Below are 26,279 nucleotides of genomic sequence, written 5' to 3'. Positions count from 1 at the left end.
AGGCGGCTTTTCCCGCCTTTTCATTACAATTATTAAGATATTATGAATGCGATGATATGTCGAACGAGGATGATCTCAGAAGTGGTTCTCTCATACTTTCAGAATCCGACAATCCTACTCCTTTGCCATCAGATTTCATTGCGGATACTTGTTCTTTGAATTTATCCACGTGGTTGGATTCGGATGACGCGATGCTCGATCCAACTCCCGGATCGGGGGAAGAATATATGGGCGCTTTCGGTGGGGTAAAAAGCGATTCTTTATCATCAAAAAATAAATAACGCCCTGTAACGAAACGGTTGCCTAGAGAAATAAGGGCACAAAGTGTTCCTACCCCACTGACTAGCATAGCTATATTTTTAAAAAATGCTGCATTTGAATCATTTTTAAGAGTAGAGTCCATACCCTCGATTGCATCATAGACATCATTTTGAAACTGATAAATATCTTGAGTCTTTTGGTGCATGCTTTTTCTTGAGAACTCGTTAAGTTTTTCTTCTAAACAATCTGCCAAATCATGTTTCACTTCCGTATTGTGTCTCTCAGTTTCGGTCATGCGTTCATGTGGCTTGAATGATCTGAGAAGCTCAATGTTTTGACGCACTCGCGTTTCAAAATCTTCTACATATTTTACAGGTAAGTTTGAAAACGGATCCTGTTGATTATCCGGATTATAAGATCCTGCGGTGACCGCATCACGATAAGTTAAACCTGGATGTCTAATGGAGACATAATTGCCTAATCTACGATCTGTTGGATATGCAAGCCCCGGTCTTATATTATTTTTAAGTAATATCTCTTCAATTTCTTCAAACAATTCCTCATGATCTTCTTCTTCGCCAGGCAACATATAGACTGAAATCTGCATGCCCTCTGAAAGTCGTTCGTCCTCTGCAAGAATTGGACGCATCTTAAGAAGATCAGCCGCATATTTCTCATCTATGCGTTGAAATAACGTTCTTTTATATTCGTCGATAGACAAAGTATCTTTTCTTGCACGCAGAGAATCAATTTCGGTGGGGAAGAGGCCTTCAGCGAGATGCTCTAATTCAGGTGCTTCGAGGGCTCCCTTTAAATAATTTTCAGTAAATATTTGACGCCTTTCGTCAGCTTCCATATATGTTTTATAGTGTTGTTCCCTTATTTCACGAAGTTTATTCAAATCGACTACTTTAAACTGTTGCGCGCCATTATAAAGCTTATCATGGATTAAATCCCAGGCTCTTGGGAGATCGTCAGGATGAATACTAATATGGGCCTTCCAATTTGTACCTATATCATTCGCACGTTGCCCTCGCAAAGTTTTATCTGTAAACATGACAAAACTAGTCGTATTCAAAGCTATATCAAACTTACTTCCACTTTGATCATAAGCCTTTTTAAACTCCTTCTTAACCGCCTTGTTGGGATCAACTATTTGTTCATATCGTGCTTTCATGGCAATACCTAAAAAGCAAAGGGTTTTATAAAGTATAGTACAGGGGGATATGGGGCATGTTTAATAGAAAAGAAACCTGCATGTGGAGTTGAAATTTTAAAGCTTCATTCCATGCTCGATACAAGTAGTTCAAGTTAATTAATGTTTAAAATTCAGGAGTTGCTTTTAATGCTATAATAATAGCATTGAGCTTACGGAGGAGAATAAATAATGGTTATTGATAATCTTACACCGATTATTTCATTAGTTGCTGGAATTTTAATTCTGGTTATGCCACGATTATTAAACTACATTGTCGCTATTTATCTTATTATTGCGGGCATTTTAGGTTTAGGCATTTTGCATTAAGTTAATTTTTACATTAACTGCATGAGTGTCTAATCTGATAGTTTATTTTGATAACTAATGTGTACTTATTTCAGGTCTTGATTATTCTCAAATTGGACCTTCAAAGGAACTATTTCTTTTATCAAAAAAGTCGCACTTCGATTACTTCTCTTTTTTTTCCAACTTGTGACCATCTAAATGACGTTCCTCGCGTTCATTTTCTTGTTTCGCGAGTTGCTTTTCTTTTTTGGTTCTTCCAAATTTAACACGATTTTCAGAACCGGTTTTTTCTTTTTCCAAACGAACTTTAGCTTTTCTTTTTTTATTAAGATTAACGACGTTTACCATAATACTCTCTATCATATAATGTTGCTTATACTATAGCGCATAAAATACGCGCAAATCATCTAAATACACAAATACATCAACAGAATTTGAGATTCTTATGCAATTTAAAGATCTTATCCTGCCGGAACAGTATCTTGTGACAAATTCAATGAACACTCCGAAAAACGAAAATGTGCATATTTTATCGATATCCATTAGAATCTGCCTGTGATTGCAAAAGGTAGATAATATTATGAAAGCAAAAGTAGAAGATAAATCTCCCATAGTAGACAGCGAAATACTGGAATTTATTAGAAATATCTCTGAGCCAGTAAGAACATGGGAAAGTTTCTATTTTCCTTTAAAGGAAAAGGGTTATGTTTACTTCAATGTTCAAACTCTGCAAAATTACCATTTTCAATTTTTAGACCGCATAATATTCACAGATCACGGCATAAAAAAACGTGGAACGATCATTGGAGAACATGAAGGCACATTATACATCAATCTTGATACTCATTTTTATGCTCAAGCGGTGCTACTGGATGGAAATGAAAAATTACCCATTGAAGTGGACACGAGTGGAAAAACAGATTTCCAATCGATCAGCGAGTTCCAACATAAATATCTTGGCTTTTATCTGACAACACATAACCAATATCTGCGAGATTCAGAATCTAAAAAAGGAGCAGGGTTTAGAAATAACTTTTGGGCAAAGATGGAGAGAAATGAAGCGTATATTAAAAATACTCAACTGATAGAGAAAACCTTGGACAGAGTTAAATCCTATAATGGGTTTAGCTAGCATAAGTCGGACCAAGCCCGACTTAACTTGGTTAACGGTTATAATCTTGCACTTACTCTCGGATATTCCTCTTCTGTAATATGCTCCACCTCTGCGGCCAATGGCTGATCTGGCTGATAATCGGGTCCTAACAAACCGTTGCGCGTGGTGTAGGTGGCTTTTCTCGTTGGCATAATTCGCAGTCCATGTAGCGTCATGTCCACCAGGAATTGAGTCAACATTTGTTTTGCAAATGGATTTGCCGGACAATGTCTGGGCCCGGCTCCAAACGAGAATAGGTCTGCATCGCCCTCAAGCCATTTCTCTGGAGAAAACGTTCGATTTGGTCCCTGCATAGGTCTAAAAAGAAACATCAACATTTCGCCTTTCTGAAATGATACTGTTTCTCCATTAATATTCGTTTGAAATGGTTTGAGTACTGCTCGAGGAAAATTGGGAATAGGAGTTGCTTGCCATAGCGCCTCCTGAACAACCGCACGTACATAGGGCAAGTGGGCCATGTGTTTGTATGTAAAGGGTTCTTTATTCAAAACACGAGTGATTTCCTCCCGCATCTTGTCTACAACATCAGGTCTTTGGCTGAGCACGTCGAGCATATAAAACATCGTTGCCCCTATGTTAGAAGAGGCGAAAATCGTGAGAGGTCCGTGTTCACGTATAAAGCGATCATTTTCGATAAGGTCCCGCACAATTTTTGCTTGTGAATTGCTTTCCTCAAAGTGTGTGCATTCATCAAAATTTATCTGTGGGTGCAATTGTTCGGCACGAAATACACCTAAATCCCAAATGTAATTATTTCCTTTGCAAATGTTTTCAATATTTGAAAAAAGAAGTTTCTGTGCAATATCGGCCATTGCTCTGCTGGTCACCCGAAAGTCAGATCGTAGGCTGGGATGGGCTAAACGGCTTAAGGGATCCATACTTGCTTTTGTAATTAGGCGAGTTGCTTCCATGAACGTTTTGTGTGTATCTGATGGTAGAGCGGACAGATCATAAGTACCTACAAAGCATGCAGCAATGCAACCTATAGTATGCCATGCGACAGAAGCATACAGGTCATCAAATCCTCCATTGGATGTTAGTTGCATGGAGGCAAAGGTACGATTATTAACTGCAGCGATTTTTTCGAAATTGATCGATCCACGTACAATAGTATTCAAAAAAACTTTGCGTGGCTCAGAAGCCTTTGCTCCATCTTCCGCGAAAAAAACTCTTCCTACCATATGCGTAAAAGGTTCAAGGATGTCTCCACGCCCAAGTTCTGGATGTTTTGTCAGCAGTTCTTTTGCAATTTTGCCATCTGTTACCATGTATACGCATTGAGTACCGATGAAGATTTTAAAAAATTTTTGTTTTGTGCGTGCAGCCATCTCGTAAAAGAAAGGAGAGGCTCCTTGATCCAATAAACGTCCTAAGTTACGCCATCCTTGTTGGTGCTGAGGTACTACTTTAGAGGCTGTTTCTGCTTCAGATATGTCAGGCAATGCTTCATGCGGAGACGTTGCTGACTTTCTTGTTGTATTTAGGGAGTATGGGCATGTCTTTGTGCTCGTTTTTTTCGGGTCAAATAATTTCGCTTTCATTCTTTTGGAGTCTCCCTTCGATAATTCAAAAAATAATGTTCTTATGTGGAAGATTCATAGAGTTTCATGATCTATGCTTCTATCCGTGTACCATTCAACACTTTGTTTTTTTTTAATCAGGTAATAACATAAAGATATATTATTTTCTATAACCGGCTGATTATTAATTGGATTAGGAAAAGGATCTTTAATAATTAAGTCACCAATTCCAAAATTGAACACCATTAAATCCTTTTTTAGCAGAGATTATGTATGCCAACTACTAATAAGCACTCCTATTTGTATTCTTTCTTTTAATTTTTAGGGATTATTAGCTATTTTGCCCTATGGAGATAGGAAAAAACATCATAAAAATGATGATTGGAACATTTTTTTGCTGCAAATCTGGATAAAATACTGTACAATATATGACTAGTTTTTATCCATTAACTTTAAATAAGAGCGCTATGAATGATTTAAACCTTTATAGAAATATTGGTATCTTCGCCCACGTAGATGCCGGAAAAACCACCACTACCGAGCGTATTCTAAAGCTCACCGGTAAAATCCACAAAATAGGTGAAGTTCACGATGGTGAATCAACAACCGATTTTATGGTACAGGAAGCGGAACGCGGTATTACCATCCAATCAGCTGCGGTTAGTTGCTTCTGGAAAGGTCATCGCTTCAATATTATCGACACCCCAGGACACGTGGACTTCACTGTAGAAGTTTATCGTTCACTAAAAGTTCTCGACGGCGGTATCGGTGTTTTCTGTGGTTCTGGTGGGGTTGAGCCTCAGTCTGAAACTAACTGGCGTTATGCGAACAATTCAAAAGTATCTCGTTTGATTTTTGTAAACAAATTGGACCGTATTGGCGCGAACTTCTTAAAAGTAACTGAGCAAATTAAAAAAGTATTGGGTGCACATCCATTAATTATGACTTTGCCTATAGGTTTCGAAGACAGCTTCGTAGGTGTTGTCGATTTATTAACTCGCCAAGCCTATGTTTGGGACGAATCTGGCCAGCCAGAAAATTACAAAGTTACTGATATTCCAGCCGATATGAAGGACGATGTTGAAATCTATCGTGCGCAATTAATTGAAACCGCACTTGAGATGGATGACGAATTGCTGATGGCTTATTTAGAAGGAGAAGAGCCTTCATTGGAAGAAATTAAGCGTTGTATCCGTAAAGGCACGCTTGAATTAGCCTTCTTCCCAACTTATTGCGGTTCTGCCTTTAAAAATAAAGGGATGCAGTTATTATTGGATGCGGTGGTTGACTATTTACCGGCTCCACATGAAGTTAATCCACAACCTTTGACTGATGCTGAAGGTGTGCCAAACGGCCAGTTCGCTATCGTTTCTGCTGATGAGCCATTCCGTGCCTTGGCATTTAAAATCATGGATGACCGTTTTGGTGCGCTAACGTTCATACGTATCTATTCAGGAAAACTAAATAAAGGTGATACGATTCTTAACTCCTTTACTGGTAAAACTGAACGCGTCGGCCGTATGGTTGAGATGCAAGCAAATGATCGTATTGAATTGCAAAGTGCTGAAGCAGGCGACATTATCGCGATAGTGGGCATGAAAAACGTTCGCACCGGTCATACTCTTTGCGATCCAAATAATGAGTGTACACTGGAAGCGATGGTTTTCCCTGAGCCAGTAATCTCTATTGCAGTTACGCCAAAAGATAAAGGCGCCACTGAAAAAATGGCTATTGCTATTGGTAAGATGGTTGCAGAAGATCCAACGTTTAGAGTAGAAACAGATCAAGATTCTGGTGAAACCATTCTGCGTGGTATGGGTGAATTACATCTTGATATTAAAGTGGATATTCTGAAACGTACATACGATGTTGAGTTAATAGTAGGTCAGCCTCAGGTTGCTTATCGTGAAACCATTACAAAAATGGTTCAAGACAGCTATACCCATAAGAAACAATCAGGTGGAGCCGGTCAATACGGTAAAATCGACTATACAATTCAACCAGGCGAGCCAAACACTGGATTTACGTTTATTACATCTGTTGTGGGTGGAAACGTTCCTAAAGAATTCTTCCCTGCAATTGAGAAAGGGTTCCGTTCAATGATGGACTCAGGAACTTTAGCTGGTTTCCCTGTACTGGATGTTGTAGTTGACCTTACTGATGGTGCTTACCATGCTGTTGACTCTTCAGCAATTGCATTTGAAATCGCAGCGAAGGGTGCTTTCCGTCAATCAATACCCAAAGCTGCTCCACAATTGCTTGAACCAATCATGAAGGTTGACGTTTATAGTACAGAAGAAGATGTTGGTAATGTGATTGGTGATTTGAACCGTCGTCGTGGTATGATTTCGGGTCAAGAACCAAGTGCAGCTGGTGTCCGTATCAAGGCTGATGTTCCACTTTCAGAAATGTTTGGTTACATTAGTACATTGCGTACTCTTACCTCTGGTCGTGGTCAATTCTCAATGGAATTTTCTCACTATGCTGCTTGTCCAAACAACGTAGCTGAAGCAGTAATCGCCAAAGAAAAGGAAAAGAAAGCTGCTGCTATGGCGTAAGCACGTTAATACATTTTAGAAAGCCCTATCAGTTGTGGACTGATGGGGCTTTTTTTTTAATCCAAAAAATTAGGCATTTAATATAAAAAGATTTTTTGAAGTAATGTTCAATGTGATACGCTGATTTAATTGATCCCAAGTACTCTCCCCGGATTCTCCGGCTTTTCCCTTTAATGCTGATGTTCGTGGTGTCTCATTAGTGCTTGATGCAACAGGTTTTCCTGTGGTTAGTTTTTATCGAGCGGATAAAACCAATTGAAATTGCTACATTGTGGGGATGCTGATTGTGCTGGGCAAAATAATACATTAACAGTACTGGATCCAGGCGCTCAAGCCGCCGATCACCGTGCTACATCAGTTATTTTAGACGCTGGTGGCAACCCAGTGATTGCAGCATATTGGGATACCGAAAACTCTGCGTTAAAAGTTTTGTATTGTGGAAATTCCTGCATGTAACGCTGGTAATACTATTGCATCGCCTGTAACTAGGGCGAACACTGGATTACAATCTTCGATCGAAATCGATAGTTCAACAGGGTATCCAATGGTGAGCTTTGGAACAAATACTACGATGTCGATACGGTATTGTGGTAATGCATCATGTACTACCGGGAATGTAATAACGGCTGTTGATCCAACGACAAAAGGTACGATAGTGCATTAGTGCTTGATGCAAATAATAATCCGGTTGCTAGTTACTATACTCCAACCGCTAAGCATATCAAGGTATTGCACTGTGCAACCAAAAGCTGCCAATAAATTAAAGTAATGATTGTTCATGTTGGATAACAAGGAGGATTAGTCACAATGACCTAACCTCCTTGCTCTGGTACGCTTAAAACCCACTAAAGTGTATTACCTACGTCACTTTTTAACATAGGCATTGAGTAGCTTAAGTCTTTCTCAGGGCACGCAGGCTACCATTCATTTCAGTTTTTCTAATAAAATAATATCTGAGCCACGGATATGGGAAATTTTTTTTGCTGTTACTAACGGATCTTGTAGGATTTTTTGTATATCTGAAAATAAATCAAGACCATGATGTTTTAATGAGCGTAATAAAAAATAAGCCTTACCATTATTAGCAAGGGAGTTTTCTAGCGCACGAATATAACTCTCAAAAGAACTATCTAAATAAAATCTACAACGATTTTTAAATTGGGAAGGGGAAAGAACTCCGTGGCCTAATTGGAAATAGGGTGGATTACTAATTGTCAAATCATATTTTCCTTCCCACTTTTTTTCATGTAATTGATCATAATTTAAAAGATGCCACCGAAGTTGTAATTCAGGCCGATTGACGGTAGCGATGTTTTGATGAAAATATTCAGTATAAATATCCTGGACTTCAATAAAATCAATTTGTCGTATTGCTTGAAGGTGCCATGATAGTTCGAATCCTATGACTCCACAGCCCGCACAGAGATCTAATACCCTTAATGAACCAAGATCTGGTTGGGTTTTCAATTGTGTTGCAACAAATTTTGCAAGCTGAATTGAATCAAGACTGAAATGATATTCGTCCGGTTGTTTGTAATTATAAGTAAAAGGTACGTCTAGTTCGCTCTGCATCGTTTCAATCATTTTGAAATTCTTTGTCAATTATATCCTTTTATTGCATCAATGATTAGCTGCATCTACTTGTCATTAAGTAAATTGTGGCTTGTTGTTTTCAAAGCAATATTCACATGATTTATAAGCACCAACGATACCTATTTTTTTTGAGAATGCTTGGTCTTTAGGGTTCCTAAGGAGCAAGATAAAGTTCTTCAAATCATCAATAGTTAATTCTTTTCCTTTACCGTATTGTTCACGTAATAAAATTTGCTCTTCCGAAGTTTGATGAGACGCTTTGTCATTTCCCAACCACCAAGCTAAAGTAAACGTACTATACCAAGATTGGTAAATGATAAATTTTAATTCTTCTCCATTGTATATTTTTTCTATAACAAACGAATGGTAGTCTTTGCCTATCTGTAACAGAAATATATTATTATCACATTTATTGTCTAGTAGTTTTTCTTGCAGTACATGTTCAAGAAAATATGGGATAGAAAATTGTTCTGGTTGCTTTTCAAATCGTTGTCTTCCGCATAAATAATTTATCAACTCATGTGCTAAATCTTTACAGTAATGTTTTTTGAGTTTTCCTTTCCTTATTCTTTCTTGTATGCGAGCGAATGTGCTTTTGGCACTTAATTGCTGATTGGTATTATCTAAAAAAAATTTATACTGCATATTAAAACTATCAATTTTGAATCCAAATCACCCATAATTTTATATTAAATTTTAGATTATAGTGATAAATAGATAGCATATTGGTAGAAGTTTGATGATTTGGGTCTGAAATTTAGATAGCAACTGTTAACTTATCTAGGTATCGTTTCGTCATATGAAACAACCTCTATATATTTGTTCCAATAATTAAGCCTGAATCCTTGCCTCGACCTACGCTTTTTCGATGTTAAGAGGGATTCATCCCCTGGAGTAGGTCTTGCATAGCTTTTTCAAGTTTCTCTAATACCGATTCTATACCATATTCTGAAGCCTCAAAAAGTAATCCAGAAAATATTGCTTTTTTTGCCTTGAATATATTAGGGACAACTGCATCACGAATTATTTTGGTTTTCTGTGATTCTAAGGCCTCAAGAGCATGGAGATATTCTTGCATCTCCGGGTTTGGATTAATATATTTTACTCCTTCACTAATCAGATTTTTGGTTATGAGTTGAAACATTTCATAATTCATTGCTTGTTGATATAGCGGTTCGGTAGAGGTTTTCTGACAACTTTGTAATAACGCAAAGAGATTATTAGCAGTCAAATGAGTATCTTGTTCTATGGATAACGAAATGAGGGTATGAACATCCCTAGAAAATGCAGTGAGTCCTTCTAATATTCTAATATTTTCTGGATTTTCGAAATCAGCCCATCTGCTAAAAGTTAGTACTTGCTGATGAGTCATATTGAGAACATTTTCAATCCATTTTAATTCATAAGCATCAATTTCTCGTTGTGCACCTGTTCGATCAATGCTCAATAAAACCTTACTATGCTGTCGTTTGTGTTCTCTACCCACTTCTTTTATGGATGTTTCTCTATGAGTAAGATACACCATTTTTTCAGGAGTAGGTTTTACAAATTGCTCGTGTAATACATTTTTATTGGCAATCACATCAATATATAGTCCAAAGTCGTCAAGTAATTTTTTTTGTAATTTTTTGGCAAAACCTACTCCTTCGCATACACACATCACAAGTGTCAACCGAGGGATGACATTAGGATCTTTAAATTCAGGATTTGTTAGGAGTTTTCCAAAATAAATAGCAACATCATTTAAAGTGTAGATCGTTGCATCCCCTTTTTGTTTATCAAGTACCATATCAACTAATTCTTCACGTCCATGTGCTGAAAAATATATTTTGGTATGGTTTGTAATCGGTTTGGGAAAGAAATCACGACCCTGCAAAGTTTTAAGATCGCATCCATTGGGTAATTTTACGAGTATTGCGGGGTCTTCATGTATTATAAGCGTATCAATATTTGCTGTTATTTGATCTTGGGTCAGATTGATGTAAATGAGTTTATCATATTTGGAATGCATGACAGACTCCATTCTTTATTCAGTATATTCTTAAAGTATAGAACTATTAAAAAGATTGATGGATTTAGTGACTGTCTTGAACAAACCTGTTCAAGACAGTAGCTTTTATATAATTCCTTTGAAGTTAAGGTTCTTACCATGGCTGCATTTTGAAAGGCGATGGATTAAATAGTTCCTGTTTTTCATCATCCATTTCAATTTTCTCTTCTATAGAAGTAGGCTGTGGTTCCATGGCAAGAGGATTTGGAGCACAACTTTGATCCTTTGTGAATGGGGCTTTTAATTGTGATGTTGGCACTAAATTATTGGCTAGCCGTTGAATAAATGCATCATATAAGTTTAACGTGGGCATGCTAATATGAAGAGCAATTATGTTACCTTCTTTATCTTGAGTAATGCGCGGATAGTCATCGGAACGATGATTTTCTTCTTTAAACTTATGGAAGTCTTTTATAATCGCTTCCATGAATTTTTTTAACTCTCTTCTTTGTTCTTCCGTTAATGAGTTAGGTTCACAAAGCAATTTAATGGTAAGCGTCTTCGATTCGCGATCACTGTCAACCAGCAATCGTCCTTGAGCGATCAATGCCTCAATTACTTTAGGGTCAAAACTTAGTTCACCTAAAGACTCCGGAGCAAACTCGACCATCAATTCTTCTGGAGTTTCTACTACTTTGCGAGGTTTAGTTAGAAAGTTATCTTCACCAAGACGAGCTTTTTCTTCGGGTGTCTTATCAGATTTGGCACTATCGCTTTTACCGTCAGCGCTACCGCCTCCATGTCCAGAACAAAGAGGCTTAGGGGCGATTTCTTTAAAACAAACCCGACAACGTACTTTTGCAGCTTCCTCCGCGGCTTCCTTTTTTTCTGTTTCTTTTCTAAATTGTTGTAAAGCTAATGCTATAGAAGAGATTTTAGGTTCATCTTCCGTTATGGATTTCGAAACAGGCGGATGTTTTTCGTTGGCTTTTTTCATGAGAATTCTCCAGTACACGTTCATAATGATAATTCGAATAAAGATCGACTTATCTGTTAGTATACCGAGTTACTAAAAATCAATTGTATATAAAATGTACATTGGACGTCGTATGTTTGCTTCCAGGTATATATCTATGTAAAACTTAATTGAGACAGTATTTCAGAAACTCTTTTCTTTTTGTTATTTTAAAGAAAGCTTAGGCAGAACGAATGAACGATAAATCCATATTGCTTGTAGAGGATAATATCAAACTAGCAAATTACCTTAAAGAAAGTCTCCAGGAAGCCGGTTATGATGTTTCTATTGAAAAACGTGGTGATAGAGCAGTCTATCGCATTATCCGTGAGCAACCCGCCTTAGTACTATTAGATATCATGCTTCCTGGGATGAATGGGGATCAAATATGTCACACCATTAGAGAGGACTATTTGGGAAAAATACTCATGTTAACTGCAGTTCATGACATTGAAAGTGAAGTATCCTCTTTAAACTTAGGGGCAGATGACTATCTAACCAAACCTTTTGCAGACGGGGTTTTAAAAGCAAGGATAGAAGCATTATTACGCCGACCTAATTTAGTTAATATTCAAAATCAATTTCAATTTGGAAATTTTTCTATCAACTTTAGTACTAAGAGTGTTTATCTCTTTGGTGAAGAAGTTTCAATAAGTACTACTGATTTTGAAGTTCTTGCTTTGCTGGTTAAGAATCATGATAGGCTGCTTAGTAGGGATAGCATTATGTATGCACTTTCTGGACGCGAATATGATGGAGTTGACCGAAGTATTGATTTAAAAATATCTCGTTTAAGGAAAGCATTAAACGATAATAATAACCAGCCTTATCGTATAAAAACAATTCATAAAAAAGGATATGTATTTGTGTCAGAGGCTTGGGAATGAGGAGTTAATTTTTGTAGCATATTTAAAAACAACGGATGTACAATTTATATACATTTGGCTCGAGAATTCTTGATAAAATTAAAATATCAAATTTATTTTAAGTGGAATTCGATGATATGGCTACTCCTCCTTTAATGATTGCATTACAAGTAATAACTAAACTTGGTCATGTTCCTGCTGTTAGTTATGGTTGTGTTCAATCTCCAAAAAAAGATGAACATGAGTTTATACGAACCTCAATGTCTGTTGGCAAAAAATCTAACGACTCTGAAATGGACGTTGATGAAAAAACCAGGTTTCCAGCATCTTCCCTCAGCAAAATTGTGTTTACTTATTTGGTATTGCAGATAGTCAAGGATAAGCAAATCGATTTGGACGAACCATTACATAATATATTACAATATGAGCGATTCTTAGTGGACGGTGAATATCCAAAGAAAGCTAAGGAACTAACGGCGCGACATGTATTGTCACATACTACAGGCTTGCCGAATTTTGGGGGAAGTTTATCTTCAGCGCTCGTCTTTGATCCTAAGTCGGAGCTGGGTAAGGGATACTCCTATTCAGGTGACGCTTTTCTATACTTGCAAAAAGTCATCGAAACCAAAATGGGTAAAGATTTAGAAGCGTTAGCTCAAGAGTATGTCTTTGGTCCCTTGAGAATGGGACGTTCTACATTTATGCCGCCATCTGAGGCCGACACCAATGTTGTAACTGTTCATACTGAGCTTGGAAAACCGACTTCAATTTATGTGGGCGACCCTCATCTTAATGCGGCTGGATCATTACTCACTACGGGGGAAGATTTCTCGAAATTTATGGCTGCCTGGCTAGAGAATATGAATGATCCACTTATAAAGCAAGCATTTGAACCAAGGAGCACAGCAGACTTCATGACATGTGGTTTAGGCTGGCATATCTATAGACATAAAGATGAGCTAATTGTATATCAATTTGGTGAAAACCCAAATACTCGAGCTTTTGCTGCGATTAATCTAACGACAAAAAAGGGGGCCGTATTTTTTACGAACTCAGAGAATGGGATGAGTATTGCAAATCAAGTGTTCAACTCCCATGATTTACTAGTTATTGGAAACATGCAAGAGCTTTATAAACACTTACATTATACTCAAAGTGATGAGCCAGGATGGCAAGAAACAATTCTAGGAAAAGTTGCTGAAGTTGAGGACCAATTTGAAGAGGCTAGAGGTTTTTTTCAAAGAGCCACGGAGTTAGCACCTAAGGATGAAACCAAACTGAGACGTTTAGAATGGTTTAATGCGATACATTATCTTTTTCCAGCGAAAAAATTTATCTCGTCATTAAACGCGTTGGTTGGAAATTACAAAAATCGCTATAACGATGATGTGGAGATGTCTATACGAGAGGGTAGTTTGATCTTCAAACAATTTGATCAAGAGATGAAACTGGTGCGGATAACTGAAACTGACTTTCTACCTGAAAAAGACCAATCGTTCAAAATTAGATTTGATGGAGAGCAAATGATCATTAGTTATATCCACGGTGGCCGAGATAAATTTTTATCAAAAGACCCCTCACCAAAATCATTATTACACTATAAGGACGAAATGAGACAATTAAGGGAATCACAGCCAGGTGATCTGAATACAGAGACAAAATCCGAGTTTTACTTGTGAGCTTTACAAAGAATTAAACACTTTGTCTTGGTAGCTCAATTGTGAATCGTGCGCCGTTTAATATCGGTGATTGTGTAGCCATGACTTTTCCTGCATGTAGAGTAACAACTTTCTTAACAATAGCTAAGCCTAACCCAATATGTTTATCTCCAATTTCGACGTTTTTAGCAATGGTATATTCAGAAAAAATGTCCTCCACACTATCATGGGGTAAACCTGGGCCATCATCATCGACGTGAATGAAAATATGATTATCATCCTGGGATAGGGTCAAAGAAATGTGACGCACTGCAAATTTCATGGCATTTGTAATCAAATTAGTAACTGCATGTTTTAAAATATTTTTGTCGATGTACGCTTCTAAATAATTTAACTCCGTAACATGAAATGTAATTTCAAATCTTGATGAAGAGTAAGGTTCTAATAACATCCTTAACCATACTATGATATCTGTTCTGGATTGTTTTAATTTTAATTCACTTGAATGCATTTTTGAGTAGATTAAGAAGGTGCTTACGATGCGGTTCATATCAGCAATATCTTCCTGGATGCTGTTTACTTGTTTATTGAGTAATCCATCTTCTGCGTTGTTCCTTTTGATATTCTCTGCCGCCATTTGTATGGTTGACAAAGGCGTTCTAATTTCATGTGCGACAAATCGGCACAGTTGTTTATGTGATTCAATGAGCTCTTTTAATCTCCCACCCATGTGGATGATATTTATATAAAGCCCATACAAAACAGATGTGGTCCCTATTTTCTGATGAAAGTCGAAGTTCCCTTGACTAAAGTGCTTTGTTATCTGGTATACCTTCTTCATGTTTTTCACAAAAAGCAGAGAAAAAAATGTAATAAGACAAAGAGATAAGAAAAAGAAAGCTAAGATAAAATAGTACATTACATCACTAATTCTTGTTGTAACTGGCAGGTAGTTAAGTGGGCCAATTTTGAGTATTCCACCCCTAAAACCATAGTAGAGACTACTAATTTGTGACGAATTTTTATTTGTTTCAAATGCAAGACGATCTGTTAATAAAGAATTAGTTATAGTACTTGGCAGGAGTTTACTATTGGTTTTATAAACATGAAGTGGGAAACCATATATTTTTTCTAAATTTAATAGTTCTTTAGCCCAGGTATTTTGGGGCTTTGATAGTAAATGTTTAACGATTTGTTTTAAAGTAGGGGTCATATAATGAAAAATGACTTGGCCTGGATCCGAAAAATAATAAGCTAAAGCGTAAGAACTGTCGCCAATTTCTTTATATGCGGTATGTTGTACGAGTACTAAGTTGAGAAATTGGTAAGTTGTACCTGATAAGTAAATTATCTCACCACTCTTTAACTGATTATTTTGTGAAGAGGTGAGATTCAGGCGGTCGATCGCTATGATATGGACATCATTATTCGTTTCTTTCTTTATTATATCGTTCCAGTTTGATGTTGGATTAGTAATTAATTTATTTTCTAAACTAATTAAAAGTCCTTGTGACATCGTTTTCCCTGCATTATTAACAATCGCTGACTCAACCGACTTTAAATATTTAAAAAATGCCAAAGCAAAAATTAAAAATATCACAAAGAATGCAGTTAAAATTTTAATATATACATTAAATTTCATTGATGCACTCTACTTGTTGCGTGATTCGGAGTTGAGGGAATATATTCTTCTATTCGCTTAATCATGTAGGGGAAAAACGGATTGGATGAAAGTCTAAGGATTGAATCCAAACTCATGATAAGTACATTTCGTTCACCCCGCGAAGCGGTGGTTCCTAATTGAATACCATATTTTTTCGTTTCGGAGGAAATGCCATATAGACTATCGGTTACAGGGAACGGTATAGCAACGTGTGACAAGGAGTAAACATCGGGTGGATAAGCCAATCCTATAGGGGAAACACGTTCATTTACTGTTCCAGCTTCAGTGACTCGTTCGACAGCATCGATACTGTCCAGATTCGCATTAGTGATGATTACGGTGCGAAATTTTCGCGGAGGGGCATTTAAAAGCTTTGTCACTGCCATATCTGCGGAAGGACGTAATAAAAGACCCAATTTAGCAGCTCGATTCAAATCAAATAATACTAATTCACTACCATTTGCAGGAAGGTTGGCATAAAAAGCAGTAATTATTGCACGAGTACTCACTGTAAAATCCATTACAGACTGGAACGTCAATACAGGTGGAAGTTCGATTAGTCGATTTTCATTGGCAAGACGAACTATTTGTTGTTGTAATTCTGCAGTTAAACGATGAGATTGACGTGCTCCATTAACTGGAAAAGAATTGTATTTAAATGGATTGAATTCAGGAAGTATACTGAGCCAAGCTGCTTTTGCAAATGGTGGCAAGATAGCCGGTAGGGCCGCAAATCCCACAAAGCGAGCGAAGCGGGTGATTCCTATCATGGGTGAAATTAAGATAATTCTGTCCGGTCGTGCTAATTGTTTATTTTCAAGAGAATCAAGAGCATATTTTAATACCAGTGCTCCGCCATTAGAAAAACCTACGAGATGAAGAGGTTTAGAGGGACCTATGCGTCTTCGAGCTTCACGTATGGCAAGCCTGGTTGCAGCTAACCAATCTTCCCATTTCACATCCGTTAGGGCAGCAGGTACTGTGCCGTGAGCAGGTAGTCTAATAGCAATGGCAACATAACCATGGGCGACATATCGTCTGGCAATATGACGCAGACTATAAGGTGAATCAGTTAGTCCATGTAAAAATACAACCGCCCCAACAGGGGGACTTTGCGGTTCAAGTATATAAGACCGATTCCAATCAGTGGAAAATTTTTCGGGATAAACTGGGCTTCCGGCGAAATATCGATTAATCGGAACACGCTCGTTGCTGTTTAATTTTTCAGTTACTTCAATTCGTATCGTATCAAAAAGAGCATTTTCTATTTTTATGTATTGGAACCAATTAATTTTATCTAGTTCTTTCGCATGTAGTTCTTTGGGGACATAAGTATGCCATAGTTCTAAGGAGGGGCCACGCTGTGAATCAAATATCCTTAACCCGAGTAAAATTACAAGAGATAAGCAAACAAGCTTAGTGAGTGATTTTAACAATTTAAATAATCTAGCTCTCATTGGTGGGCTCTTTTGATAATCAGACCTAAGATTTCTTCATTTAAGGATATCATTTAGTTTTAATAAAGTATCCCTATTAAAATTAATAGTGATAGTGTATCAATCCCTCAATAATTGGTTGATATAGTTTTTTCATAAACAACCGTATGAATTTGATATTTTGGACTAAATTTATGACTCGAAAAAAGTGCGATTGCTCTAGTACATAAAGTACCATGGGTTTTCAAAACGCATTATCTTCTGACATTAAAGCGCTGGTTGCCTTGGGAAGATATTACATCGCTTGCGCGTAATGAATGGATATGTTGGATTGAGTCTGCCAAAAAACAGGAGACCAGGGAGCCACGAATTGAGAAGGCATGTAATGACCTTAAAAAAGGTAAGCGCCGTCCTTGTTATTGGCCTGGCTGTCCCCATCGATAAATAACCAAAATTATTGGCTTCCCTCTAGGCTTGATTACGCTATGTATAAAAATCTCAATAGGAATGAATTGGATTGAGTTTGTTGCCCAGTCTAACCAAACCTATGTATCTATTCTACGCAATTATAAGCCCTGAATGCTGCATTGTTCCTTCATCGATAGAGTCATTTGCAAGAAACGTTTCTAATGAGTCATAAAATTCTTTTACATAGCTTATCTTTTTTTCATTTTGATAAGCAAAAGGCCCGGAAATATTAGTTTTATTTGATGTGCCGGTCTCAAATAAATTTTGGCTATGAAGATTACGAATATTGAGTAATAATCTTCCCTACGGAAATTTATACAATTTCTTCGGATTATTCTCCGAACTGCCATCTGTGGATCTAAAAAATATACGTAAGACTCATTAGTAATCTTTTTTGCACCGACAATTACAGTATGGGGAGCAAGCGGCGACTTTAGTTCTTCCTTTGTATCCCAACCATAGATTACTCTTTTACCAAAGTTTTCATTTAGTTGATGAGGTGGCTGAATATATGTATGTTTTCCTGCTTAAGCCTACTTTGTTAGAAGGGCCCCAATAGTTAAGCCCTTCGTATTGGACAAAGTAGTTGCCTAGTTATTCCTTACTAGCAGGATAACTATCTCCAGGTTTCGCCCCCACAATGACTATTGTTGCACCAGTTTTAGTATGGCTACTAAAACAAGTGTAAGCGGGTAGAATAAAATATTCTCCCTTTTTATAGGTCGTTGTTTTACCATTAAGATGAAGGTGAAGCGTTCCCTCCATGATGACAACCAGTAACTTCTGTTTATAGAAGTGTTTGGGATGGTTGTGGCCTTTAGGGAGTTTTACGATTCCTCCTTTAAATTCATTAAATAAAATTGCTTGTCTGGTGGATTTGCTATAACTATTACCGATTAATCTCCATTTCTCATGATTTGCTGTTCCCGATTCAAAATGTTCGGCATTGCCTTTGCACTCAGCACCTAAAGCCGAAAAACTTAGTAATAAGAAGAGAGGAAATAAAGTTAGTCGAATAATCCAGTTCATGATTCTTCCTTAATTTATAGACTTACGATAAGGTATAGCAGCTACTGACGTTTTTGTCTAAAAGAGAGGCAATAAATTCAAATATAGATTAATGTATTGATAGTTCTTATAAGGCCGTTTGTTTCTTACTGCTTATAAGTTATAAGGGTAAGATTTTGATAGCAAGGACATGGAACACACTTTTGACAACTGAACCGATTTTCAGAGCAGTTGTCAAAAGCGATTATCTTCATTTCTGATTCCCTGGATGAGAATCCTTCAACCGTTCAATTTTAGGTATAGTTACTCCTATCAGAGTGTCACGTGTAACTATCGTTTGAAGTTGTTCCTCGGTCCAGTTCTCAGTACCTTCAGGTCGCATAGGTAAAACTACATAACGAGTTTTTTGATTGGAATCATGAACCCTTACCTCAACATCCTCGGGTATAATTGTGCCAAATTCAGCAAGAAGCTGGCGAGGCCAACGTACCATTCTACGGCGATAATTCATGCGTTCATACCAAGCTGGTGATGTGCCGAGTAGTGGTCTTGGGTAACAAGAACACAGTGTACATACCATAGTATGATGAACTTTTGGGGTATTCTCGCATACCAGTAAGAATGTATAGTCACTGGGTGTTCCTTCGCCAGTGGGTTTGAGCCAATCGATACCTATTTCAAGGCATGCAGCTACTGCATCCTTGAGTAATCTTTTTTTAAACTCAGGATCCACCCAAGCGCGAGCAACCAAGCGAGCGCCACCCATAGGGCCTATACTTTCATACCATTCCACAAAACGACGATGATCGTCTGCCGTAAATAAACCCTTCTCAATACATAGTTCACGTATTGCTGCTTCTAAAATAGTAAACTCTTCAGCTTCTTCACGCTCTTTTATCGGGTGCAGATTGACATACTCATCTCCATGATTGTGTTCATGATGATGATCGTGTCCCTCGCAACAAGTTGAGTTTTTAGCTTTCTTTGTCATGAAATTCTCCAAAAATATATTTATATTTTCTCAATCCATCGCTCAGATAGTTCTGTTTCTAACGTATCATTGGCGGGACCGCCGTAGTCTTCCCACAGCTCTGTCATTTTAAAACGAACCATATAAAAGGGCTCTCTTCGTCCTTCATATCTACCCCATGCTTCATCTTCTGGAATAACCCAAGAGGGTCTAATCATAACGACTTCGCCTATTTTTCCGCGAGTATATCCCTGAGTTCGTGTATGAAAGAGTGAGGGTAAATCAATAACCTTTACTTTATCGCCAACCTTATATTTAGTGCTCATTTACAGGCCTCCTCACGTTTCTTAATTTGATCTAATTTCAACATCAATTCATCCGGGGTTATCAAGCCTTTATCAAGTAACATTTTCGTTGCAGCCAATAACCAGCGAGCGTAATAAGGTGTTCCACAATAGAGAGTTACACCCAAGTCATTTTCACGCCGTCTACGCTCTTCTGAAACCCAATGACCTCTCCAAGCCAAGCATTCAGCAGTCGCATGTGTATACATTTCCCAAAGTTCGGTATCATGAAGAGACTTATCAAGAGGACCATCGGGTTGACCACCAATATCATGAACTACATGGAGTATCGCTTGAGCAGCTTCAGGGGTTAATGAAAAGGGTAAGTCCATCTCCCCCCGTGATACGGGAACAAGTTTCCTAATTATCTCCACTAAAGATGTGTAATTTTCTGCTGCGTGAGACATATTAATATCCTCCTATTTCCAAACTACTTTACTCTGTTGCTCGACTCTTTGTTCCAAAACCGCAAAATTCATCCATCTGTAAATAAGAATCGAGATAATCCAACTCAGAATAAAAAACAAAACAATGAAAAAACCGATACTATTAAATCGTGCATTCTGTTGATTAATGAAATCCCAAAGTGAACCTTTTAAACCCGATTTTTCGGCTATTAAATGCAATGCCTCTATTCCTCCAATAAAAAAAGCAACCAGAGCTGAAGCGAGTGTGATCGTTAAATTGTAATAAAGCTTTTTCACTGGATTAAAAAACGCCCATCTGTAAGCGCCTAACATTAAAACCCCATCACTTGTATCAATAAGTGCCATACCCGCCGTGAAAAGAGCAGGAAATAAAAGTATGGACCATATTGAAATCCCATTCGCTGCTTGTGAGGCTGATAGTCCAAGAAGACCTATTTCAGTTGCGGTGTCAAAACCAATCCCAAAGAGCAGTCCTAAAGGGAACATTTGCCAACTGTGAGAAATGAGACTGATGAATCTACGAAAACGTTTAACAAGAAATCCTTGTTGATCAATTACTTCATTAGTATCCTTTTCGGTCAATATCTTCCCTTGACGAAGTTGTTTAAAAATCCTATAGATATCAAGAAAAATAATAACGTTTATTAAGGCTATAAATAAAAGAAATATGGCAGAGAATGAAGTACAAAGTATACCTCCAATTTCATGCCATTGAGCCCAGTTGGAATTCATGAATGCTTTAGTAGATAAGGCGATTACTATAGTTGCTATGAGAACAACAGAAGAATGGCCTAGGGAGAAAAAGAAACCTACCCCAACCGGTTTTTTTCCTTCTTGCGTCATTTTACGTGTAACATTATCAATTGCTGCAATATGGTCGGCATCTACCGCGTGGCGCAAGCCAAAACTATAGGCCATCACCGCAGCTCCAAATAGCAAGGGTGAATTATAAAATGCGTAAAAAGTCCAAAGCCATACTACAAGATTAAATACGACTAAAAATACATACATCATCATAATTTTTTGGCTAAGACTTATTTTGTTATAATCAAAGATCTTTTCCATAATCCCTCATTCAATACCATACAATAATGTTTGGTATTATTTAATTATAGATCTCATTCGAGAAAACTGATAAAAAATTGCACAGTTTATTTGTGTTTACAATAGAGGCGTATGGTATGAAGGATACTGTGATATCGTCGAAACGTTTAATTCAACGTTAAGAACTTTAAACGCCTCCAAGATCAAACTACTAAACGTCCAAATTTATAAATTACTCATTTGACCAGCTTTTTAAACCTTTATTTGTATTTGACTATAATTAGACACAGAGAATAAGAACACATGTTGATTTGTTTATTTAATAGTTTTCTAGAGGTTCGAATGAAAGAATATTTGCATCATAATCATTTGGCTCAGATTAATTATGCAAGGGGCCTAATAATGGTATGCCGCTGTTATTGCTTCATGGAGCCACACATCGATGGCAATCTCTTTCGTCCATATCGCTCGAGCTACGTACCTTTTTTCATGTTTATGCTCCGGATTTTCGTGGTCATGGCAAATCCCAAAAAAAAACAGGTCATTACTTTTTGGATGATTATTTGGCAGATATTCAATTTTTCATCCAAGAGGTGATAAAAGAACCTGTACTATTAATTGGACATTCTTTAGGGGCAATGATTGGAGGGATGCTTGCTGCAACTCAACCCTCCATGGTGAAAGCGCTAGTCCTTATGGATCCGCCTTTAAATTTAAACTCTCTTCGTCAATTAGCGCTAGGATTTTATTTGTTAAAAATAACCTACAGGGAAAGATTGAAGATAATGGGTTAAGCATCTAAAAGTAAACATTTTATGACACATTTCCCCTGTATGCCTCATCAAGCCACATCCATGTTACATCAAAAATACTTAATGAGCTCTTAATGTGCACTTAATCTACATATTATACTATATAAGCTCTTTAATTATTCAAAGGGTGTTTAATGTTATCAAAGGTGGTCAAAACATCATATGAAGGGCGATTCTTTGTGCCGACAGTTGAACTAAAAGAAAGAATAAAGTCAAAACAGGAAGTTACTCCAAAAGATTTTACCATAATAGCTTATTCTAGTTCAGGTAACGATGAACATTCCATTGAGTTATTAGAACAAACTATGGTTGCCTTTCCCAAAGAAATGGTTAGAAATTTAGTATGTTTGTATCCAGAGCGACTTATTGAACATGAGATACTCGCTCAGTTACAAGCAACCATAAAATTGGATAAGCATGTTGATGATGAAATGGATACATTTGGACATGCTTTTACCAAAGTACAAAAAAAATTAGAGGGAGAGGTATATGATGGAATTACTTCTAAAATAACTATATTACATGCCCATCTCTACGTAGATATTATAAAATTTTTTGATGACTTAGAACTTGGAAAATTAAAAGAAAAATACCCTTTTTCCTCTGATGAGTTGGAGTCCATGAAATCATTTTATTCGTCAATTTCAGGAAAGGAACCCTGGGAAAGCAATAAACAACTACTTAAAACGATATGCGCTCAGCGAGCTATGGCATCGATTTATACTCAAAGAGCACGGGCAATAATTGAACCTATTGTAACCAGTGTTATTCATGATCTTTGTGAACAAGGTGATTTAGAGCCATTAGAGTATCTAGAAAAAGAACGAGCCGTAGCATTATTTACTACTGGAGGAGTTGCTTCTGGAAAAGGAAGTTGTCTTAAACTCGTGGCAAAAGTTATAGGACAATATGAACCCCAATCTGTTGCATGGAATCAACTCGTTCATCATAATGCGGATAGACTGAAGCCTTTTCTGCAAAAACCAGAAGTGGATCCCCTGAGATATTCTCAATTTACCTATGAAGAAGCCTTATTGGTTAAAGAAAGAGTGATGCAAATTATTGCAAAAAAAAGCAGTGAATTGGGTGGAAAAAGGTATCCTTGTTTCCTTCATGATCAAACCAAATTAAAACCCGATGAGCTTAGAGAGGCGAATCAACGCTATGGGGAAGTAGATATTGTCGCGATTTCTACTGATGCAGCTGCTGCAATCGGACGAGCACATGGTCGAGGGATAGATACACAACGATACGAGCATACAGAGGGATTACTAGGATCTCATCAAGCTGTTCCTGGAGAAATGATGAAGTCATTAAATCAAGAGGAATTAATGGGTTCTAATGTATCTGTGGCGATTTTTGATAACAATAGTCCTACAAGAGAATTAACTATGTTTGCTTCGGTTAATATGAGAGAGAAAGAGATTATTATTTATAATGAGGAAATGATGCAAAATTGGATTAAAAAAGAAAACATTAATCCTAAAGCAAGACCAGGTGAATCTTTATATATAGAAAAACCGGTTCGTGCAACTGACGAATATTTTGGTCCTTTAATTGAGAGGGGTTTCGAACTTAAATATCCAACGGAAGATGCTTCTTTGGCATTTAAAGTATAATTTACCTATATACTTAGTTTAATATATAACCTGATCCAATGTCATAATTTATTCACAAGGAGTTAATATGAAATCGAAAACAGCTAGTGATGCGCAAAAATCTAGCGATAAATCAAAGAAATGGTCTTTTTTAGGTGCGTCCAAACAAGTCTTAGATGAAGAAAAAAATTTAAAGAACTCAGAAATAGAAGCAGTTAAGGATAAAAATGAGAGTATTAATAATCTAGATAATATTGTTGAAGCGGAACCAGATATAAATCAACTTCTTAAATATAAATAGTTGGCATATAAAAGGGGGGCTATCCAAACAATCTATGCCTCATACTATTGAAATAGAAGAGTTGCTCTTTTGCCATCAACTCTTCAGGTTTCATTATAGGAGTCACTCTATACATTGCATACTTCTTAATAATTATTATTCAGCATAAAACTCAATAAGTTTGCCTTCATGATGGATAGATATTTGGGATTTTTGATATAACTAGATGAAAATTATTTGATGAATCCATTCGATTGATGGCTCCAATATTCATAGTATACTTTTTTTGCATCGATCAATTCTTGATGTGAGCCTGACTCAACCACTTTACCATTTTCAAGCACAATAATTTTATCCATAGCTTTCAATGTCGAGAGACGATGAGCCACAATAATGGCTGTTTTATCTAAAATCAAAGTTTCTAGTGCTCGCTGAATAGCTTGTTCAGTGACTGAATCAAGTGCGGAGGTGGCTTCATCAAGCAATAAGATGGGCGAATCTTTTAAAATGGCGCGAGCAATAGCAACTCTTTGTCTTTGACCTCCTGATAATTTCACACCTTGCTCACCAATAACCGTATCATAGCCTTGCTCTAGTTTCATAATGAACTCATGACAATTTGCTTTTTTGGCTGCTTCAATTACCTCCTCTTTAGTTACTTTTCCACAACCATAGGCAATATTCTCAAAGATACTGCGATGAAATAAATTGAGATGTTGAGATACAGTTGAGATTTGAGAGCGAAGTGACGTTTTTTTAAAATCCGTGATATCAATCCCATCAATATAAATAGCTCCAGATGTTGTATCATACAATCGCATTAATAATTTAATTAATGTTGTTTTGCCTGCTCCAGAACTTCCAACGATACCAATTTTTTGTTTGGCAGGAATAGTTAAACTAAAGTCATTAAATACCGAAAGCATTTTTGGATAAGCAAATGATACATTTTGAATGTTTATTTCCCCATCTTGGATAATATGGTTTATTGCATTTTCCTTGTCTTGGACATCAGGATTATCTTCTAACAGACTTAATCCATCTTTTATCAAGCCAAGGTTATAAATGAGTTCTAGAAAAGCATTGCCCAGACTATTGGTTAGTCCTGCGATTGCGGTTACAGAAGTCATCACAAATACAAGTTCTCCAACACTAACCAACTTATATTCATAGCCTATGACAGAACCAATCAAGTAAAAAGCAACTAATCCATTCATTGCTAAATGTTGAATGAGCATTACTTTCGCCGCATGCTTATTCCGAATACGTTCGGTTTTAACTAAATTGTCTATGTTTTTTTGCAATAAATTTGATTCGCTTTCAATGGTCACATTTTGGATTACCGTTTGAATATTCGTTACCACATCGATCATATGTCCATTAAAGAGGCTGCATGCATTAGCAAAAATTGAAGCTTTTTCACGGCCAATTTTGGCTGCTCGATAGGTATAAATGATAATAGCACTCCCCCAAATCCATAACACCAAGCCAAAATAGGGAACCACTGTAGAAAGAAGGATCCCCGTGATTAAGATGGCTAGTGATTGTGGGAAAATAATTGTAAAGATATTTTGCGCTATGGGTTCAAGGCTAATGCATGCATTGGTCACTTTATTGGAAAGAAACCCTGATTGTTGATGCTCAAAGTAGGCAATGGATTGATCCGTTAAATGGGAAAATAGTTTATTTATCATGTGCGACTTATGGGCTGTCATGCTGAACAACATGAACAGTGCATGAACATAATAGCCAAGACTACGTAAGATATGAATAGTGATATACAAACCCACTGGAACACCTGCGACAAACCAAATTGACATTCCATTTAAACCATTGTTTTTGATTTGATCGATGATCGTTCCTAATAGATAGGCCATATAAGGCAGGGTTATAGCCCAAAATATTCCAAAGATTAGGAAAAAAACTGTGCTCCATTTATGTTGGTTTATATAATCAACCATCAATTGGGAAACATTGTGCATTTGTTACCCTTTTTATACAAAGAACCTATGATTTTATTGTAGGTTTCTTATCTTTGGCGATCAAGCGATGAGTTTTAGCGATATGCTTTATTAGGTTCCATAAACTA

At 37.0% G+C, this 26,279-nt stretch carries 25 protein-coding genes; 10 read left to right on the top strand and 15 right to left on the bottom strand.

Annotated features, from left to right (window positions below; all coding sequences use genetic code 11):
* Positions 1-40 precede the first annotated feature (40 nt).
* Positions 41-1,438, bottom strand: a complete 1,398-nt coding sequence (locus ACWTEW_RS34335) for a hypothetical protein (RefSeq protein WP_454782468.1) — start codon at positions 1,436-1,438, stop codon at positions 41-43.
* A gap of 210 nt (positions 1,439-1,648) precedes the next feature.
* Here ACWTEW_RS34335 and ACWTEW_RS34330 point away from each other — a divergent pair, with 210 nt between their 5' ends.
* Positions 1,649-1,786 (top strand): DUF3096 domain-containing protein, encoded by a 138-nt coding sequence (locus ACWTEW_RS34330; protein WP_454782467.1) that lies wholly within the window; start codon positions 1,649-1,651, stop codon positions 1,784-1,786.
* 141 nt (positions 1,787-1,927) lie between these two features.
* Here the strand turns inward: ACWTEW_RS34330 and ACWTEW_RS34325 are convergent, their stop codons facing one another.
* A complete protein-coding gene (locus tag ACWTEW_RS34325; protein ID WP_454782466.1) occupies positions 1,928-2,113 on the bottom strand; it encodes a DUF4169 family protein in 186 nt (61 codons plus the stop codon).
* Positions 2,114-2,345: 232 nt separating this feature from the next.
* On the opposite strand from ACWTEW_RS34325, the gene ACWTEW_RS34320 reads away from it, so the two are divergent.
* A complete protein-coding gene (locus tag ACWTEW_RS34320; protein ID WP_454782465.1) occupies positions 2,346-2,897 on the top strand; it encodes a hypothetical protein in 552 nt (183 codons plus the stop codon).
* Between the two features lie 38 nt (positions 2,898-2,935).
* Here ACWTEW_RS34320 and ACWTEW_RS34315 read toward each other — a convergent pair whose 3' ends face one another.
* Positions 2,936-4,381 carry a cytochrome P450 gene (locus ACWTEW_RS34315; RefSeq protein WP_454782464.1) on the bottom strand — a complete coding sequence of 482 codons (1,446 nt, stop codon included), beginning with the start codon at positions 4,379-4,381 and terminating at the stop codon, positions 2,936-2,938.
* Positions 4,382-4,926: 545 nt separating this feature from the next.
* Between ACWTEW_RS34315 and fusA the strand changes: the two genes are divergently transcribed.
* Entirely contained in the window at positions 4,927-7,017 is a 2,091-nt protein-coding gene (gene fusA / locus ACWTEW_RS34310) for an elongation factor G (RefSeq protein WP_454782463.1), read from the top strand.
* Positions 7,018-7,272: 255 nt separating this feature from the next.
* Positions 7,273-7,473, top strand: coding sequence for a hypothetical protein (locus ACWTEW_RS34305; RefSeq protein ID WP_454782462.1), 201 nt, complete (start codon positions 7,273-7,275; stop codon positions 7,471-7,473).
* A gap of 468 nt (positions 7,474-7,941) precedes the next feature.
* Here ACWTEW_RS34305 and ACWTEW_RS34300 read toward each other — a convergent pair whose 3' ends face one another.
* The 4 genes from ACWTEW_RS34300 to ACWTEW_RS34285 all read right to left on the bottom strand — a co-directional run bounded on the left by ACWTEW_RS34300 (position 7,942) and on the right by ACWTEW_RS34285 (position 11,597).
* A complete protein-coding gene (locus tag ACWTEW_RS34300) occupies positions 7,942-8,601 on the bottom strand; it encodes a methyltransferase (protein WP_454782461.1) in 660 nt (219 codons plus the stop codon).
* A 63-nt stretch (positions 8,602-8,664) separates the two neighbouring features.
* Positions 8,665-9,255: a hypothetical protein gene (locus ACWTEW_RS34295; RefSeq protein ID WP_454782460.1), complete on the bottom strand. Its 591-nt coding sequence runs from the start codon at positions 9,253-9,255 to the stop codon at positions 8,665-8,667.
* Between the two features lie 226 nt (positions 9,256-9,481).
* The gene (locus tag ACWTEW_RS34290) at positions 9,482-10,621 is read right to left on the bottom strand and encodes a hypothetical protein (protein ID WP_454782459.1); all 1,140 of its coding nucleotides are present in this window, start codon (positions 10,619-10,621) and stop codon (positions 9,482-9,484) included.
* 133 nt (positions 10,622-10,754) lie between these two features.
* The gene (locus ACWTEW_RS34285; RefSeq protein WP_454782458.1) at positions 10,755-11,597 is read right to left on the bottom strand and encodes a hypothetical protein; all 843 of its coding nucleotides are present in this window, start codon (positions 11,595-11,597) and stop codon (positions 10,755-10,757) included.
* A gap of 212 nt (positions 11,598-11,809) precedes the next feature.
* Here ACWTEW_RS34285 and ACWTEW_RS34280 point away from each other — a divergent pair, with 212 nt between their 5' ends.
* A complete protein-coding gene (locus ACWTEW_RS34280; RefSeq protein WP_454782457.1) occupies positions 11,810-12,502 on the top strand; it encodes a response regulator in 693 nt (230 codons plus the stop codon).
* A gap of 116 nt (positions 12,503-12,618) precedes the next feature.
* Complete coding sequence (locus tag ACWTEW_RS34275) at positions 12,619-14,160, top strand: serine hydrolase domain-containing protein (RefSeq protein ID WP_454782456.1); 1,542 nt, start codon at positions 12,619-12,621, stop codon at positions 14,158-14,160.
* Positions 14,161-14,173: 13 nt separating this feature from the next.
* On the opposite strand, the gene ACWTEW_RS34270 is transcribed toward ACWTEW_RS34275, so the two are convergent.
* Together ACWTEW_RS34270 and ACWTEW_RS34265 are read right to left on the bottom strand one after the other, a co-directional pair.
* Positions 14,174-15,781 carry a sensor histidine kinase gene (locus tag ACWTEW_RS34270; RefSeq protein WP_454782455.1) on the bottom strand — a complete coding sequence of 536 codons (1,608 nt, stop codon included), beginning with the start codon at positions 15,779-15,781 and terminating at the stop codon, positions 14,174-14,176.
* On the bottom strand, positions 15,778-17,259 hold the full coding sequence (locus ACWTEW_RS34265) for an alpha/beta hydrolase (protein WP_454782454.1): 1,482 nt from the start codon (positions 17,257-17,259) through the stop codon (positions 15,778-15,780). Before ACWTEW_RS34265 ends, ACWTEW_RS34270 begins: the two co-directional genes overlap by 4 nt.
* A gap of 258 nt (positions 17,260-17,517) precedes the next feature.
* Between ACWTEW_RS34265 and ACWTEW_RS34260 the strand changes: the two genes are divergently transcribed.
* Positions 17,518-17,682 carry a YdeI/OmpD-associated family protein gene (locus tag ACWTEW_RS34260; RefSeq protein WP_454782453.1) on the top strand — a complete coding sequence of 55 codons (165 nt, stop codon included), beginning with the start codon at positions 17,518-17,520 and terminating at the stop codon, positions 17,680-17,682.
* 618 nt (positions 17,683-18,300) lie between these two features.
* Here the strand turns inward: ACWTEW_RS34260 and ACWTEW_RS34255 are convergent.
* The 5 genes from ACWTEW_RS34255 to ACWTEW_RS34235 all read right to left on the bottom strand — a co-directional run bounded on the left by ACWTEW_RS34255 (position 18,301) and on the right by ACWTEW_RS34235 (position 21,521).
* Positions 18,301-18,735 carry a cupin domain-containing protein gene (locus tag ACWTEW_RS34255; protein ID WP_454782452.1) on the bottom strand — a complete coding sequence of 145 codons (435 nt, stop codon included), beginning with the start codon at positions 18,733-18,735 and terminating at the stop codon, positions 18,301-18,303.
* Between the two features lie 229 nt (positions 18,736-18,964).
* Positions 18,965-19,705: a thiocyanate hydrolase subunit gamma gene (gene scnC, locus ACWTEW_RS34250; protein ID WP_454782451.1), complete on the bottom strand. Its 741-nt coding sequence runs from the start codon at positions 19,703-19,705 to the stop codon at positions 18,965-18,967.
* A 20-nt stretch (positions 19,706-19,725) separates the two neighbouring features.
* Complete coding sequence (locus tag ACWTEW_RS34245; protein WP_454782450.1) at positions 19,726-20,010, bottom strand: SH3-like domain-containing protein; 285 nt, start codon at positions 20,008-20,010, stop codon at positions 19,726-19,728.
* Positions 20,007-20,435 (bottom strand): hypothetical protein, encoded by a 429-nt coding sequence (locus ACWTEW_RS34240; RefSeq protein ID WP_454782449.1) that lies wholly within the window; start codon positions 20,433-20,435, stop codon positions 20,007-20,009. The genes ACWTEW_RS34245 and ACWTEW_RS34240 overlap by 4 nt, the downstream gene beginning before the upstream one ends.
* A gap of 12 nt (positions 20,436-20,447) precedes the next feature.
* On the bottom strand, positions 20,448-21,521 hold the full coding sequence (locus ACWTEW_RS34235) for a HoxN/HupN/NixA family nickel/cobalt transporter (protein ID WP_454782448.1): 1,074 nt from the start codon (positions 21,519-21,521) through the stop codon (positions 20,448-20,450).
* A gap of 386 nt (positions 21,522-21,907) precedes the next feature.
* On the opposite strand from ACWTEW_RS34235, the gene ACWTEW_RS34230 reads away from it, so the two are divergent.
* The 3 genes from ACWTEW_RS34230 (at position 21,908) to ACWTEW_RS34220 (ending at position 24,211) form a co-directional block, all read left to right on the top strand.
* Entirely contained in the window at positions 21,908-22,294 is a 387-nt protein-coding gene (locus tag ACWTEW_RS34230) for an alpha/beta fold hydrolase (protein ID WP_454782447.1), read from the top strand.
* A gap of 152 nt (positions 22,295-22,446) precedes the next feature.
* Entirely contained in the window at positions 22,447-23,931 is a 1,485-nt protein-coding gene (locus ACWTEW_RS34225; protein WP_454782446.1) for a hypothetical protein, read from the top strand.
* A gap of 67 nt (positions 23,932-23,998) precedes the next feature.
* Positions 23,999-24,211 carry a hypothetical protein gene (locus ACWTEW_RS34220; RefSeq protein WP_454782445.1) on the top strand — a complete coding sequence of 71 codons (213 nt, stop codon included), beginning with the start codon at positions 23,999-24,001 and terminating at the stop codon, positions 24,209-24,211.
* A gap of 212 nt (positions 24,212-24,423) precedes the next feature.
* Here ACWTEW_RS34220 and ACWTEW_RS34215 read toward each other — a convergent pair whose 3' ends face one another.
* On the bottom strand, positions 24,424-26,172 hold the full coding sequence (locus tag ACWTEW_RS34215) for an ABC transporter ATP-binding protein (RefSeq protein ID WP_454782444.1): 1,749 nt from the start codon (positions 26,170-26,172) through the stop codon (positions 24,424-24,426).
* Positions 26,173-26,279 lie beyond the last annotated feature (107 nt).

It is taken from the genome of Legionella stuttgartensis, from assembly GCF_977063405.2.
The sequence above is the reverse complement of the archived record's forward strand: the minus strand, read 5'-3'. Positions and strand labels throughout refer to the sequence as shown.

Bases quoted from the DNA above. Each gene is read 5' to 3' on its own strand.
- ACWTEW_RS34335 (WP_454782468.1), bottom strand. From the start codon at position 1,438: ATGAAAGCACGATATGAACAAATAGTTGATCCCAACAAGGCGGTTAAG.
- ACWTEW_RS34330 (WP_454782467.1), top strand. From the start codon at position 1,649: ATGGTTATTGATAATCTTACACCGATTATTTCATTAGTTGCTGGAATT.
- ACWTEW_RS34325 (WP_454782466.1), bottom strand. From the start codon at position 2,113: ATGGTAAACGTCGTTAATCTTAATAAAAAAAGAAAAGCTAAAGTTCGT.
- ACWTEW_RS34320 (WP_454782465.1), top strand. From the start codon at position 2,346: ATGAAAGCAAAAGTAGAAGATAAATCTCCCATAGTAGACAGCGAAATA.
- fusA (WP_454782463.1), top strand. From the start codon at position 4,927: ATGAATGATTTAAACCTTTATAGAAATATTGGTATCTTCGCCCACGTA.
- ACWTEW_RS34300 (WP_454782461.1), bottom strand. From the start codon at position 8,601: ATGATTGAAACGATGCAGAGCGAACTAGACGTACCTTTTACTTATAAT.
- ACWTEW_RS34295 (WP_454782460.1), bottom strand. From the start codon at position 9,255: ATGCAGTATAAATTTTTTTTAGATAATACCAATCAGCAATTAAGTGCC.
- ACWTEW_RS34290 (WP_454782459.1), bottom strand. From the start codon at position 10,621: ATGCATTCCAAATATGATAAACTCATTTACATCAATCTGACCCAAGAT.
- ACWTEW_RS34285 (WP_454782458.1), bottom strand. From the start codon at position 11,597: ATGAAAAAAGCCAACGAAAAACATCCGCCTGTTTCGAAATCCATAACG.
- ACWTEW_RS34280 (WP_454782457.1), top strand. From the start codon at position 11,810: ATGAACGATAAATCCATATTGCTTGTAGAGGATAATATCAAACTAGCA.
- ACWTEW_RS34275 (WP_454782456.1), top strand. From the start codon at position 12,619: ATGGCTACTCCTCCTTTAATGATTGCATTACAAGTAATAACTAAACTT.
- ACWTEW_RS34270 (WP_454782455.1), bottom strand. From the start codon at position 15,781: ATGAAATTTAATGTATATATTAAAATTTTAACTGCATTCTTTGTGATA.
- ACWTEW_RS34265 (WP_454782454.1), bottom strand. From the start codon at position 17,259: ATGAGAGCTAGATTATTTAAATTGTTAAAATCACTCACTAAGCTTGTT.
- ACWTEW_RS34255 (WP_454782452.1), bottom strand. From the start codon at position 18,735: ATGAACTGGATTATTCGACTAACTTTATTTCCTCTCTTCTTATTACTA.
- scnC (WP_454782451.1), bottom strand. From the start codon at position 19,705: ATGACAAAGAAAGCTAAAAACTCAACTTGTTGCGAGGGACACGATCAT.
- ACWTEW_RS34245 (WP_454782450.1), bottom strand. From the start codon at position 20,010: ATGAGCACTAAATATAAGGTTGGCGATAAAGTAAAGGTTATTGATTTA.
- ACWTEW_RS34240 (WP_454782449.1), bottom strand. From the start codon at position 20,435: ATGTCTCACGCAGCAGAAAATTACACATCTTTAGTGGAGATAATTAGG.
- ACWTEW_RS34235 (WP_454782448.1), bottom strand. From the start codon at position 21,521: ATGGAAAAGATCTTTGATTATAACAAAATAAGTCTTAGCCAAAAAATT.
- ACWTEW_RS34230 (WP_454782447.1), top strand. From the start codon at position 21,908: ATGCCGCTGTTATTGCTTCATGGAGCCACACATCGATGGCAATCTCTT.
- ACWTEW_RS34225 (WP_454782446.1), top strand. From the start codon at position 22,447: ATGTTATCAAAGGTGGTCAAAACATCATATGAAGGGCGATTCTTTGTG.
- ACWTEW_RS34220 (WP_454782445.1), top strand. From the start codon at position 23,999: ATGAAATCGAAAACAGCTAGTGATGCGCAAAAATCTAGCGATAAATCA.
- ACWTEW_RS34215 (WP_454782444.1), bottom strand. From the start codon at position 26,172: ATGCACAATGTTTCCCAATTGATGGTTGATTATATAAACCAACATAAA.